This window comes from Paenisporosarcina sp., assembly GCF_057785155.1.
The window spans coordinates 44,241-57,768 of the sequence record NZ_JBYNRN010000035.1 but is presented as its reverse complement, the minus strand read 5'-3'; the positions used below and the strand labels follow the sequence as shown (position 1 = coordinate 57,768).

Sequence of the window (13,528 nt, the reverse complement as noted above, 5' to 3'; positions counted from 1 at the left end):
GAAAAAACTCGAAAACAAAATAATTTTATATAAAAAAGAGCCCTATAAAGTAATCAAAGCATTTCCAGGTGGGTTTTATATGATACAAAATATTCGCCATGCCCTTTATATTGAATTAGTTTTACACAAAGATATATCGTCATGTCCATTTTTGTCAGAGGATTTTTTGGATTGACTCCGGACTTATATATTGTGTGAAGAATAAGGTACTTTTCATAAAAGGTAAATGATGAAAATTAAATGATAAAAACTTGGAACTACGTATATTTTAATGGGGAATTAGAAAAAATAGTAAAAATAACTCATCTCAATCCTTCTACAGACACTTCAGCTAAAATCACTCTTCCAATACTGATTGAATAACACTGATAAAAATTGAGAGACACCTAATATTTTATTGGATAATTTTAAATGATTAATAGTACAATAAATAGTAAGATAATTCTGTTAAATGAAAGCGATTTCAATTTAAGGGGGCAAGAACAATGTATTCGAAAATTTTATTAGCTTCAGATGGATCAAATCATGCAGTCCGTGCTGCAGAGTCAGCCTTAAAACTTGTAACGGAGAATTTCACGAAAATTACGATGCTGTATATTATTGACCCGAATAAATTTAAGAAAGTCGCTGGAAATTCTAAGTTTGAAGAAAGTTTTCTTCTTCAAAAAAGAGAAGAGAAACTTCAGGAAACAGAGCAATTATTTATTCGTAAAGGTGTAGAATATGAAGTGAAAATACTTGAAGGAGATCCGGAAACAGAAATTATAAAATATTCTAATCATAATCCACATGATATGTTAATTATGGGAAGTAGAGGATTAAGTGGTTTGCAAGAAATGGTATTAGGTAGCGTTAGCCACAAAGTGATGAAGTGTGCGAAATGTCCAGTTTTGGTTGTGAAGTAATGATGGTTTTTAATATGTAAACTAATATAACTTTGATAAAAATCCTATTTCTTAAGAAATAGGATTTTTAGTTTTCTAAATTACGGTATAAAGTTGATTTACTAATCCCTGTTTTAGCCTTAATTTCCTCAAGAGAATATTTCTTTGAATGGTACATTTCAATCGCTTGATTAACACTTAACATAGATTTTTTAGGTCGCCCGGCAATATTTCCTTTCTTTTGAGCTTCTAGCAATCCAATTTTCGTTTTCTCACTTATAACTTCAGATTGGAATTGTGCGAGCTCTTCTAAAATAAAAAGAAAAGGAAAAGTAGAAGATTCAGATGTATCAAGAGAATTGGATGAAAAATGAACAGATACATTGTTTTTCTTAAGAGATTGTAAAATTTCTAAGAGATGACGAGTCGAATCAGCCAGTGCATACAAGTTATAAACAAATATTTGATCCCCTTCACGGACTGTATTAAGTAAATTTTCTAATTGAGGGCGTTTCTTTGAATCAGAAAAATCTTCGTGAAAAATAGTCAAATGTTCAATTTTATTAAGTTCGTCATTTTGTTTATTATTTATTTCGCTATCAGCGAAAGAGCGTATATACCCATACTTCACTATAATTCGAACCTCCACAAATTTAGTACTATTTATTATATCACATGAATTTATTAGGTTTCCTTTTAATCGTTCCTTTTTGGGACTTTTCATGATATACTATTTTTTATGTCTGATAAGCTAGATCGGTAGAAATGGCTTGATTAAAAAAAATTTAAGATAGGGATGAAGATGTTGATTGAAAAAATAAAATTAGATTGGTTTTCAAATATTCGTGGAGACATTTTGGCAGGAATTGTCGTTGCATTAGCACTTATTCCCGAGGCTATCGCCTTTTCAATAATTGCAGGGGTTAATCCTATGGTGGGTCTATACGCTTCGTTCACCATCGCGGTAATTATTGCGTTTGTCGGAGGACGTCCAGGTATGATTTCGGCCGCTACAGGGGCAATGGCTTTGTTGATGGTACCACTAGTAAAGGATCATGGTGTTGAGTATTTACTTGCTGCTACGATTTTAACAGGTGTCATTCAAATATTATTTGGTGTATTTAAAGTAGCAAAAGTGATGAAGTTTATTCCACGTGCAGTAATGATTGGATTTGTAAATGCACTTGCTATTTTAATCTTTATGGCACAAGTGCCTCACTTTTTAGGGATTTCAAATATGACATATATTTTTGTTGCTGTAACACTCTTAATTGTATACATTTTACCAAGGTTTTTAAAATCTATACCTGCACCATTAATAGCGATAATAGCTTTAACCGCAGTTGCTATTTTCACTAATTTCGATTTGAGAACGGTTGGGGATTTAGGGACGATTACTCAGTCACTTCCTTCCTTCTTTATTCCTGAAGTGCCTTTTTCAATTGAAACTTTAATGATTATTTTCCCGTACTCTTTGGCTTTAGCTATTGTTGGTCTACTGGAATCACTATTAACTGCGACAATCGTGGATGATATGACAGGTACTGAAAGTAATAAAAACAAAGAATCTCGTGGTCAAGGGATTGCGAATTTTGTTACTGGTTTCTTTGGTGGGATGGCTGGATGTGCCATGATTGGGCAATCAGTAATTAATGTAAAATCAGGCGGAAGAGGACGATTATCCACATTGGTGGCAGGAGCCTTCTTAATGTTCCTGATTCTTGTTCTAGGAGACTTGGTTATTCAAATCCCAATGCCTGTTTTAGTAGGTATTATGATAATGGTAGCAGTAGGAACGTTTGATTGGTCATCCTTTAAATATTTAAAAAAGGCACCAATTACGGATTCAATTGTTATGGTTGCAACTGTGTTAATCGTTGTGATGACGCATGATCTATCCAAAGGGGTTATTGCAGGTGTTATTTTAAGTGCGATTTTCTTCGTAGCAAAAATTTCTAAAGTATCTGTGATGAAAAAAATGATAGATGATAAGATTATTTATACAGTTGAAGGACAACTATTCTTTGCTTCAGTTGAAAGTTTCTTAGAAGACTTTGATTTCTCTGCACAAAAAGAGGAAATCATCATTGATTTCTCTAACACTCACGTTTGGGATGATTCGGGAGTTGGGGCTATCGATAAAGTTGTACTCAAATTTTATGATAATCACAACCAAGTGACTTTAAAAGGTTTAAATGCAACAAGTCAACAACTTGTTGATAAATTAGCCATTTATAATAATAAAGATGCCAAGTTATCCGTACACTAAATACAAGGGGGAATATTAAATGTATAAAAAAATCTTATTAGCAGCTGATGGATCTAATCATTCAATTCGTGCAGCGAGTGAAGTTGTTAAAATCGCCTCATTAACTGATAACGCAACTGTAACAGTTGTTTTAGTAGCAGATTATTCGCAAGCTAAGAGTGATGTCCTTCACAGCGGCAGTTCCGTGGATTTAGATATGAGCCGTAGAAAAAAATTACTCCCTGTAGAAGAACTTCTGCGAAAAGAAAACATTAACTATCGAGTGGAGATTCTTCATGGTGTACCAGGACCGTCCATAGTAGAGTACGCAAATAAACAAAATTACGAACTTTTAGTCATAGGTAGCCGAGGATTGAATTCACTACAAGAAATGGTTCTTGGAAGCGTCAGTCATAAAGTCGTTAAACGTGCAGATTGTCCTGTGCTAATTGTAAAATAGAAAAAAAGAAGAAAGAAGAGCGAGTCGTATATATGAACTGAGCCCTATTTAATGGACAGTTTAATAAAAGCAGACCTTGCAGCTTATATTGCAATCAGATGACTCCGGTATTGTTCCGGAGTCATCTTTTTTAAATTCCACTGCTTACGTGTGGAATTGTAATAGAACATATAGTCATCGATCATTTCCTTCAGTTCAGAAAGACTTTGGGCTTCATGAAAATCAACTTCGTCTTTAAAGTGTCCAAAGAATGACTCCATTGGAGCGTTGTCCAAGCAGTTTCCGCGTCTGGACATTGATTGAGTTATTCCCATAGCTTTTATTTGATGTTGGTAGTCTGGATGTGTGTAATGGAAGCCTTGATCTGAATGAATCATGGCTTCGGGAAGAACGTTTCCATCCATCTTTTCATCCAGTTTATCTAAGGTGCGAAAAACAATACGCATACTCAAACTAGTCGATAATTCATAGGCTAGAATTTCTCGGGTAGCCACGTCCTTCACGCAAGAGAGATAAGCTCGCTGACCACCTTTGTAAGACATGTAAGTGATATCTGTTAAGAGCACTTTACCAGGTTCATCCTGATCAAACTCACGATTTAGATGATTTGGAATCGTACGGTGCGCATGTGTTGCCTTCGCCATATTCTTATAAGGATTCGCCCGTCTCACTGTCGCAGAAAAATTGAATTTGCGCATCAAACGAAGTATCTTCTTATGGTTCATTGGTGTTTCCAAAACGTCAGTCACAGCCATGTACAAATCACGATAACCTGCTCTCCCATTTCTTGCATCGTAGATGCTTTTTAATAGGATGTAGTCTTGGAAATCCCGTTCTTCTCTGATGGCATGCTTCTCAAAATTATTGCGCCACGCATAATAACCACTCCGACAGACACCAGCTAATTCGCACAAGTATCTTGTTTTATTCTTCAATTGATATTTCAGAATGACTTCATGAATGACGGAATACTTTTCATGAGGTTCTAGCGCCGTTTCTTCGCCTGCCTTTCAAGCTCCTCCAGCTTTTTTAGAAGTTTCAGTTCCGCCTCCAAGTACTTAATGCGTGCTTCTGCCTTCTCTAATTTCTTTTCTGCTGAGATATCTTTGTTTGAAGGACGTCCTAAACTTCCTTTTCCACGACGTTCCAACAGAAATCCTTCTTCACCGAGTTCCTTAAACGTTGTTCTCCAGCGGCTCAAAGAGGACTGAGCTTTTCTGATGCCTATTAGGTTAAGGTCAAAACCGTTTTCTTCAAAGATTTGTGCCGGTCCTTTACCAGTAAGGTTCTCGTTAACTGCACGAATTTTAAATTCCGGTGTGTATTGAATCGAACGATCAGAAACTGATGCCACATTCGGATTGGATTCCAACAGTCTTATTTGATGTTCATTAAAAATAATTTTACTCATTAGAAAGTCTCCCGTCTCACTTGTTATCTTTAAGTATAACTGGGCATGAAAATAGAAAAAACCCCGAATGGGGTCACTTTTTTTAAAGTGTCCACCATTCGGGGTTCAGTTCAATAAGCGACTCGCTCTTTTTTATGAAAATATTAGTTTTCTATGTTAATGTAGGCAATTTTTTCTTAGGCTTTTTAGCAAGAAGTGAACTCACGATTCCGATAATCGGAAAAACTAAAGAAATCCAAATGATTTCTGTATAACTACCATAAATATCATAAGCAACTCCAAATGGAAGCGGACCAATTGCTGAGCCAAACACCATTACTGATGTCGCCAGTCCTTGAATACTCCCCAGTGCAGCTCGCCCGAAATAACTTGGCCATACATACGATAGTGCAATCCGCTCAAATCCATTGCTTAAACCCCAAACTAAAGTAAATAAAACGGCTATAAAAAAGGTATTCGTGATTTGTAACATCAACAACAAGACAATTTCCAAAGCGAATATTCCAGCTAACACGACATTTACTTTCACACGGTCCATTACCCTCCCTGCTACGAGAGTGACGGGGAATCCAACAAGAGCCATTCCCCCTAAAACCATTGCAGAGACTCCTGTTCCAAGACCGTTTTGATCAAAAATAGATATCAAATGAAAAGTAATGGCCGTATTAACTAAAGCCGGGATTCCCACACAAGATAATATTAACCAAAATGCTCTTGTACGAATGGCTTCTTTAAAAGTCCAATTACTTTCTTTGTTTTTCGATATTTCCTTTTTGACATTTTCTTTATAGCTTCTCTGTGTGATCAAGCCATCTGGCTCTAAACCAACCTGCTCGGGATTATTTCTAACTAAGAAAAAAGCGAGTGGCGTAAAGACTATTAAAATAGAGGCTCCCCACAAAACCCAAGTATTCTGCCATCCAATTTGATTGACTAACCATACATTCATTGGTGGGAAAATTGCAGAACTAGCAAACCCTCCAATCGCCATATAACTGAGAGCTTGTCCTCTTTTTAACAGAAACCATTGAGGAATTAATGTGTTAGGAATAAGAGTCATTGAACCTTGCCCAAATAACCTCAACATTAGAATCCCGATGAACAACATCGTAATATTGGTAACAAAGCTATTATAAAAACAAGCAATTGCCAACATGATGGATACGAATACAATCATATAACGATGACCAAATCGATCTATTAATCTTCCCATAAAAAACATACAAACCGCAGATACAAGTGTAGCCGCTGAATAAACTGTGGAAACTAAAGAACGGCTCCAATCGAAATCTTTTATGTACTGATCAATAAATACAGAAATAAAATATGTTTGTCCAGGACCAGAAAAAAACACACCTAGTGCGCCAATAAATACAATATACCACCCATAAAAAAATGATGATTTTAAAGGTGTTGTTTGATTATCTGTAATGAGTTTCATTTAATTAACATCTCGTTTCATTAAGGTTATAGCCAACTTACTTAGTGTCCCTAATTATACCTTATAATTAGGTTGTTTTCATTCAAAGTATCGCTATTATTTAGTGTAGGAGTGTCGTTTTCATTAATACCTTTTGAATAATATATAGAAATGTAAACAGTTAATTTTATCAATCTATAGGCACATGACAGCATGTTATCTGCAACAAGGATACTCCTAACGTTTCTTGGAGTTGCCACATGAAAATCTCTTCAAAAAAAAGATTCCACGAGAAGTTCTCCTCTCGTGGAATCTTTTTTATTTATGCGATAACATTCGTTCTCATTTCGTTAATCGTATCAAATCTTTCAAGAACTTCTTCTTCTGATAATCCATGTTCTACGATGTAACGGTTGCGGGGATGTGTGCGACATTCGTCAGAACAGCTGCGCATATAAATGTGTTCGTTTTCTTCTGAGCACAAAATTTTGTCGTTACATTCAGGATTAGCGCAGTTTACATAGCGTTCACATGGTGTGCCGTCAAAATGGTCTTTACCAACAATTACGTGCTCAACTTTATTGATTGGAACTGCAATACGTTGATCGAACACGTACATTTGACCATCCCAAAGTTGACCTTTTACTTCAGGGTCCGTTCCATAATTGTGAATACCACCGTGGAGTTGACCTACATCTTCATAGCCTTCTTTAACTAACCAACCAGAGAATTTTTCACAGCGAATACCGCCAGTACAGTATGTTAATATCTTTTTACCTTCAAACTGTTCTTTGTTTTCGCGCATCCATGCTGGCAAGTCACGGAAGTTTTTGATGTCCGGGCGAACGGCACCACGGAAATGACCTAAGTCAAATTCGTAATCGTTGCGCGCATCGATGACAATTGTGTCATCTTGTTGCATTTTTTCGTAGAATTCTGTCGGAGTTAGATATTGCCCTGTAATTTCGTTTGGGTCAATATCATCTTCGCCTAATCCAAGGTGTACAACTTCTCTTTTTGCACGCACATGCATTTTTTTGAAAGCATGCCCATCTGCTGCATCGATTTTCCACATCATGTCGGCAAATCGCTCGTCGCTCTTCATCATATCCATATACGCTTGGGTTTGCTCCAATGTTCCTGAAACTGTACCGTTGATGCCTTCATGGGAGACTAGAATACGACCAAGTAAACCAATTTCTTTGCACGCAGCCAAATGATTTTGAGCAAATAATACAGGTTCATCTATTAAAACGTATTTATAATATAACAACACTTGATATGCTTTGTTTTCCATTTTATTTAACCACCTTACATTTATGCTAATTCAATCAATAAATATAGCATAAGTCACAATTAAAATCAACATACCCCGTGTGGTTAAAATGGTTATTTTGCTGTTACTTTTTTATGTTTAATTGAAGCCAAGATGATTGCGCCAACTAAAAATAAGCCGAGGTAGCCGACTATTGGATAAAACAAGCTTACTAACTGTGTAAATCCAACAAAGCTCGCAATGTAAGCAGAAATTCCGACAATGGCTACAAACATCTTGAACTTTCGAGTACCCATTTTAACAAATCGAGCAGAAAAGGAGAAAAGCATACCAACTGCTGTATTGTAAATCATTCCAAATAAAACAAAGGACATGAAAATCCCTAGGAATGGATGAATATCATCCATAATTTTGAGCATAGGCATGTCAACGCCAGCTACATCATCAATTTTTGAAAAGATGGTGAAATGACTCATCATGATCAATACCCCAAGACCAAGTCCGCCAATAAAGCCTCCTAGAGAGGCGATTTTTGTGTCTTTCTCTGTACCGCCCATTACAATTGCCATAGAAGCACCAACCGCAATGTTGAACGAGACATAGTTAATTGCTGACATCCACCAGTTAGGCAAAGTAGTGGGTTGATCAATTGCGATTGTATGTAATTCTTCAAAACTCGTATCCATTGTCATAAAACTATAAACAGCTAATCCAACAATGACTAACGCAAGGAATGGTGTCACTCCACCAATAATGGCAATCACTTTTTGCACATTTAACATGATTGTGAAAATGACAGCGATAGCCATGATGGTACTACCTAGTGTTGCGGATAGATCAAACTGTTGAGAGAAAATGGATCCTGCTCCAGCAATCATAACAACGCCTACTCCATATAGCGTTAGGATGATTATCCCATCGACAATCCTTCCAAAGAATTTTCCACTAATACGATAAACGACCTCTTTATGAGAAGTGGTCCTCATTCTACTGCCAAGGCTAGTCAAATGCATACCGAGATAGCCAAAGGCGATGGTCGAAATAAATGCTGCGACAAACCCCATGATTCCAAAGCTCGTAAAGTACTGAAGTATTTCTTGTCCTGAAGCAAAACCCGCTCCGACAATGATGCCAATAAAGGCACTTGCCATTTGTAAACTTTTCTTCATGATGTCCTCCCTAGATGTCATTCTCTTTGATAGAAAATACGCACAAATTTCTAAAATTAGAATATGAGCCTTGTAAAAAGGTATCAACAATCCACCGTTAATTCAATGAACAGGTGGATTTCGGAATGAAGATTGCTCCTTTATTCACACATATTAAAAATGTACTCCTACTTTTCATTCATTCGTATACAACTATTTACCACTTGGAAATAATGAACAGTAGATTTGGATGGAGATTGTTTGTATTTCATAATTGATTTTCGTACAATGACGTATTCTAGAATACCAAGAAAGAAGGGGAGATCATGTTTGGTTTTAATGATATATGGAAGTTTTTCTTTTCCTTTTTCCTTGTTTTACCTTTAGTAACGATTCTTCATCAATTAGGGCATATGTTTTTTGCGCGTTTATTTGGGGGGAAAGTCAATATGCATATAGGGTCAGGGAAGATTTTAACGAAAATTGGCCCCCTGCATATTCGTCGACTATATTTTTATGATGGTTGGTGTGAGTATATTTCATTAACAAAACACCGAAAGAGATGGAAATTAATACTCGTTTATTTAGGAGGATCACTATTTAATTTAGCGGGAATTTTACTATTGAATGGATTGATTCTAATCAGAGAAATAGAACCTAGCATTTTCTTATATCAGTATGTCTATTTTTCTTTTTACTTTATCTTTTTTTCTCTATTTCCGATTTGGCATGGGGAGAATCCAAGCGATGGAATGGCGGTTTGGAACCTCATTCGAAACAAACCTTTTAATAATAATCCGACGATGTAAATATGCGATGTGCTCATAAAAGTTTGTTTGGTTGTGACAAGGGTAAATAGAGGATGTGTGAAATTTACTGAATGTAATTGGTCATCAGGAATTTTAAGGAGGAATAAACATGACAAAGAAAATATTAATGGTATTAACAAGTGCAGATACAATGGGTGATAACAAACCGACAGGTACATGGTTATCTGAATTCTCGGATGCCTATTTAGCTTTTATTAAAGAAGGCTACGATGTAACGATAAGTAGTATTAAAGGTGGAAAAGCACCGGTCGATCCAGGTAGTATTGATGAAAATACACCTAAAGAAACGTTGGATGCTGAGAAGTATTTAGCAGATACAGTTTCTGTGAAAGATGTAAATATGGATGATTATGATGTTCTATTTTTACCAGGTGGTCATGGAACAATGTTTGATTTCCCTGGAAATAAAAAGCTTCAAAAATTACTCCGTGAGTTTTACGAGGCAGACCGCTATGTCGTGTCAGTATGTCACGGTCCTGCAGGATTAGTAGGAGCAACGTTATCAAATGGCGAACCTCTTGTTAAGGGGAAAAAAGTGAGTGCATTTACAGATGCGGAGGAACGAGATACTACGTTTGATGCGTTAATGCCGTTTTTATTGGAAAGTAAATTACGTGAACTTGGTGCTACAGTTGAGACTGGTCCAAATTGGTCAGAGCAATCTGTAGTGGATGGCAAACTAATAACAGGCCAAAACCCACAATCAACACCGTTAGTTGTAAAAGAATTAATTAAAAAATTAGGTTAATGTTAAACGCTAGATTCTTGGGAATCTAGCGCTTTTTTAACACCAAAGCTTAATAGCGAATGGTTTTTGTGTTTGTGACAAGTAAACGCAGGAGCAAGAGAAGTGGATAAGCTGTATCATCGACAAGCATATGACATAGAAAAGGGGAGTCCAGTAAGCCATCTTATATGACTTACTGGACTCCCCTGTGTTTTTTAATGTGAAAATAAATCTGTTGAATGTTTTACATGTTTCTTTGTTTCAGGTTCAACGAAATGCTTGGCTGAATTAATTGCGATTGGTGCTTCACCAAATCCACATGCAATTAATTTTACTTTACCAGCATAAGTGTTACTGTCACCTACAGCGTAGACACCAGGAAGTGTCGTCTCCATCATCGAATTGACAACGATTGACTGACGCTCCATCTCCATGCCCCACTCTTTCATTTTCCCAATCGAAGAACGGAAACCGTAATTGACGATTACGTGATCAGCAGGTAACAATTCAACTTCCCCTTCAGAGCTACGAATAGCTACATGAGTGAATGCTTCGTCTTTAGGCTCAAAATGATCGACAACATATGGTGTTTTCACTACTACTGAAGACTGACGAAGTAGTTCTAAGCTATGTTCATGCGCGCGGAATGAATCTCTGCGATGAACAAGGGTTACGCTTTTCGCGATTGGCTCAAGCATTAATGCCCAGTCTACTGCAGAATCTCCGCCACCAAATAGAACAACGTCTTTTCCTGCGAAAGTACCCATATCGTCAACAAAATAATGAAGTTGCTTTCCTTCATATTTTTCAGCTTCTTCTAATTCTAAACGCTTCGGCTCGAATGCACCGTTACCGTTTGTGAAAATGACTGTCTTCGAAAGATGTTGGCCTTCGTTCGTTGTTAATTGCCAAGTTCCATCTTCCAGTTTCGCTAAATCTTCAACAGATTCCCCGGTTACAATAGTTGGTGCGAAAATAGAAAGTTGTTCAGACAAATTGTCTACTAAATCTTTCGCTCGGATTTTTGGGAAACCAGCTACATCGTATATATACTTTTCTGGATAAAGCGCTGTTAATTGCCCACCGATGTTTGGTAAGCTTTCAATAATTTTTACTGACATTTGTCGCATGCCACCATAAAATGCAGTAAATAATCCCGCAGGACCTGCTCCGACTATCGTTACATCATAAATTTTCAAGTATATTCACTCCTAATTTAAAATCAGACTAATATGAGTTTACCACTTGTCAATCAAACATAAGTAAAAATTTGTTTGATTTCAGTCAAAAGAATGAGAAAGGTTCAAAATATTATATCTACTATCCTATAATACATCACATTCCTATTTAAATAAAAGGAATCTATTTACTCCTTCTAGAATACATTCAATAGGAAAAAAATACATAGAAATGAATGAGGTGCATTCAGTGAAAGCCGATGTGGTGGTGGTTGGTGCAGGCTTGGCGGGTTTAGTGGCGGTGGCAGAATTAGTAGCAGCTGGACGTAAAGTGATGTTATTGGATCAAGAACCTGAAGCTTCATTAGGAGGACAGGCTTGGTGGTCTTTCGGAGGATTGTTTTTAGTAGATACACCGGAACAACACCGTCTAGGAATACATGATTCACATGATCTCGCTTTGCAAGATTGGTTAGGTTCAGCTGGATTCGATCGAGAAGATGAGGATAAATGGGGAAGAAAATGGGCAAAAGCCTACTTGGATTTTGCGACATATGAAAAGAGAGAATGGCTACATAGTTTAGGAATTCGTTTTTTCCCTGTCATAGGATGGGCCGAACGTGGCGGATACTTGGCTGAAGGGCATGGTAATTCAGTTCCTAGATTCCATATTGTGTGGGGTACGGGACCTGCGATTATTAAGCCTTTTGAAGACCGACTTCGAGAAGGAATTGCAAAAGGCTTAGTTGATTATCGACCAAGACATCGAGTGGATGATTTAATAATGCAAGATGGGCGAGTAGTAGGTGTGAAAGGTAGTATTCTCATTGCAAGTGAAGCGAAACGAGGTGAAGCAAGTTCCCGAGAAGTAACAGGGGAATTTGAATTTACAGCTTCATCGATTTTAGTGACGAGTGGCGGAATTGGAGCGAATTTTGATTTAATTAGGAAAAATTGGCCAGAGCGATTAGGTACACCACCAAAAAGAATGATTTCTGGCGTTCCAGCGCATGTTGATGGACGAATGCTTGGAATTACAGAGCGTGCAGGAGGAAGAATTGTTAACCGTGATCGAATGTGGCATTACACAGAAGGAATTCAAAACTGGAATCCAGTATGGGAAAAGCACGGGATTCGTATATTACCGGGCCCGTCCTCTATGTGGTTTGATGCGAATGGCCAAAGATTTAAAGCGCCGAATTTTCCCGGCTTTGATACGCTAGGTACACTCGAAACCATTCAAGCAACGGAATATGATTATTCCTGGTTTGTTCTGACACAAAAAGTCATTGAGAAGGAGTTTGCGTTATCTGGATCTGAACAGAATCCAGATTTAACAGGCAAAAGCATAAAACAAGTGCTTTCCCGCATTTTGCCTGGTCCCACTGCCCCGGTTAAGGCATTTATGGATAAGGGAGAAGACTTTGTAGTGGCTAACACACTTGAAGAGCTCGTTGATGGAATGAATCAACTTACGGGCGACAACTTAATTAATCATGAGGATTTAAAAAGACAAATCCTCGCTCGTGATCGAGAGATAACTCATAAATTTACGAAAGATCTTCAAATAACAGCACTAAGAGGAGCTCGAAATTACATAGGGGATAAACTGATTCGGGTAGCATCTCCGCATAAATTTCTTGATTCGGAAAATGGACCTTTAATTGCAGTCCGGTTAAACATCATTAGTCGCAAAACACTTGGTGGGTTGCAAACTGATTTATCCGGACGAGTCCTTAATGCTTCGGGAGAATACATTCCAGGACTGTATGCAGCTGGTGAAGTAGCTGGATTTGGTGGGGGTGGAGTACATGGTTATCGTTCTTTGGAAGGGACTTTTTTAGGCGGATGCTTGTTTTCTGGAAGAGAAGCTGGAAGAGCGATAGCGAATATAAAAGTATCAACTGAGTGATAGATAAGCATCATTTTAGAAAGGATTTAGTCTC

12 protein-coding genes are annotated in these 13,528 nt (G+C 37.3%); 6 read left to right on the top strand and 6 right to left on the bottom strand.

Features of this window, described 5'->3' with window-relative positions:
• Positions 1 to 485 precede the first annotated feature (485 nt).
• A complete protein-coding gene (locus AC3EA5_RS13185; protein ID WP_488608759.1) occupies positions 486 to 905 on the top strand; it encodes a universal stress protein in 420 nt (139 codons plus the stop codon).
• A 67-nt stretch (positions 906 to 972) separates the two neighbouring features.
• Here AC3EA5_RS13185 and AC3EA5_RS13180 read toward each other — a convergent pair whose 3' ends face one another.
• A complete protein-coding gene (locus AC3EA5_RS13180; protein WP_488608758.1) occupies positions 973 to 1,515 on the bottom strand; it encodes a recombinase family protein in 543 nt (180 codons plus the stop codon).
• 174 nt (positions 1,516 to 1,689) lie between these two features.
• On the opposite strand from AC3EA5_RS13180, the gene AC3EA5_RS13175 reads away from it, so the two are divergent.
• Positions 1,690 to 3,153, top strand: a complete 1,464-nt coding sequence (locus AC3EA5_RS13175; RefSeq protein WP_488608757.1) for a SulP family inorganic anion transporter — start codon at positions 1,690 to 1,692, stop codon at positions 3,151 to 3,153.
• Between the two features lie 19 nt (positions 3,154 to 3,172).
• Positions 3,173 to 3,592 carry a universal stress protein gene (locus tag AC3EA5_RS13170; RefSeq protein WP_488608756.1) on the top strand — a complete coding sequence of 140 codons (420 nt, stop codon included), beginning with the start codon at positions 3,173 to 3,175 and terminating at the stop codon, positions 3,590 to 3,592.
• Positions 3,593 to 3,675: 83 nt separating this feature from the next.
• Here AC3EA5_RS13170 and AC3EA5_RS13165 read toward each other — a convergent pair.
• The 4 genes from AC3EA5_RS13165 to AC3EA5_RS13150 form a co-directional block, all read right to left on the bottom strand.
• Positions 3,676 to 5,003, bottom strand: a protein-coding gene (locus AC3EA5_RS13165; RefSeq protein ID WP_488608755.1) for an IS3 family transposase whose coding sequence is annotated in 2 segments (ribosomal slippage) — positions 3,676 to 4,604 and positions 4,604 to 5,003 — 1,329 coding nt in all. Because the reading frame shifts where the segments join, the coding sequence is not laid out codon by codon here.
• A 151-nt stretch (positions 5,004 to 5,154) separates the two neighbouring features.
• The gene (locus AC3EA5_RS13160) at positions 5,155 to 6,444 is read right to left on the bottom strand and encodes an MFS transporter (RefSeq protein ID WP_488608754.1); all 1,290 of its coding nucleotides are present in this window, start codon (positions 6,442 to 6,444) and stop codon (positions 5,155 to 5,157) included.
• A gap of 301 nt (positions 6,445 to 6,745) precedes the next feature.
• Entirely contained in the window at positions 6,746 to 7,720 is a 975-nt protein-coding gene (gene trhO, locus AC3EA5_RS13155; protein ID WP_488608753.1) for an oxygen-dependent tRNA uridine(34) hydroxylase TrhO, read from the bottom strand.
• A 92-nt stretch (positions 7,721 to 7,812) separates the two neighbouring features.
• A complete protein-coding gene (locus tag AC3EA5_RS13150) occupies positions 7,813 to 8,868 on the bottom strand; it encodes a YkvI family membrane protein (RefSeq protein ID WP_488608752.1) in 1,056 nt (351 codons plus the stop codon).
• A gap of 305 nt (positions 8,869 to 9,173) precedes the next feature.
• On the opposite strand from AC3EA5_RS13150, the gene AC3EA5_RS13145 reads away from it, so the two are divergent.
• Positions 9,174 to 9,656, top strand: a complete 483-nt coding sequence (locus tag AC3EA5_RS13145) for a hypothetical protein (protein WP_488608751.1) — start codon at positions 9,174 to 9,176, stop codon at positions 9,654 to 9,656.
• A gap of 109 nt (positions 9,657 to 9,765) precedes the next feature.
• Complete coding sequence (locus AC3EA5_RS13140; protein ID WP_488608750.1) at positions 9,766 to 10,425, top strand: type 1 glutamine amidotransferase domain-containing protein; 660 nt, start codon at positions 9,766 to 9,768, stop codon at positions 10,423 to 10,425.
• Positions 10,426 to 10,619: 194 nt separating this feature from the next.
• Here AC3EA5_RS13140 and AC3EA5_RS13135 read toward each other — a convergent pair whose 3' ends face one another.
• Positions 10,620 to 11,603, bottom strand: coding sequence for an NAD(P)/FAD-dependent oxidoreductase (locus AC3EA5_RS13135; RefSeq protein ID WP_394191068.1), 984 nt, complete (start codon positions 11,601 to 11,603; stop codon positions 10,620 to 10,622).
• Between the two features lie 229 nt (positions 11,604 to 11,832).
• On the opposite strand from AC3EA5_RS13135, the gene AC3EA5_RS13130 reads away from it, so the two are divergent.
• Positions 11,833 to 13,494 (top strand): FAD-binding dehydrogenase, encoded by a 1,662-nt coding sequence (locus tag AC3EA5_RS13130; protein WP_488608749.1) that lies wholly within the window; start codon positions 11,833 to 11,835, stop codon positions 13,492 to 13,494.
• Positions 13,495 to 13,528 lie beyond the last annotated feature (34 nt).

Coding starts and splice junctions, on each gene's coding strand:
- AC3EA5_RS13140 (WP_488608750.1), top strand. CDS start 9,766: ATGACAAAGAAAATATTAATGGTATTAACAAGTGCAGATACAATGGGT.
- AC3EA5_RS13150 (WP_488608752.1), bottom strand. CDS start 8,868: ATGAAGAAAAGTTTACAAATGGCAAGTGCCTTTATTGGCATCATTGTC.
- AC3EA5_RS13160 (WP_488608754.1), bottom strand. CDS start 6,444: ATGAAACTCATTACAGATAATCAAACAACACCTTTAAAATCATCATTT.
- AC3EA5_RS13185 (WP_488608759.1), top strand. CDS start 486: ATGTATTCGAAAATTTTATTAGCTTCAGATGGATCAAATCATGCAGTC.
- AC3EA5_RS13145 (WP_488608751.1), top strand. CDS start 9,174: ATGTTTGGTTTTAATGATATATGGAAGTTTTTCTTTTCCTTTTTCCTT.
- trhO (WP_488608753.1), bottom strand. CDS start 7,720: ATGGAAAACAAAGCATATCAAGTGTTGTTATATTATAAATACGTTTTA.
- AC3EA5_RS13170 (WP_488608756.1), top strand. CDS start 3,173: ATGTATAAAAAAATCTTATTAGCAGCTGATGGATCTAATCATTCAATT.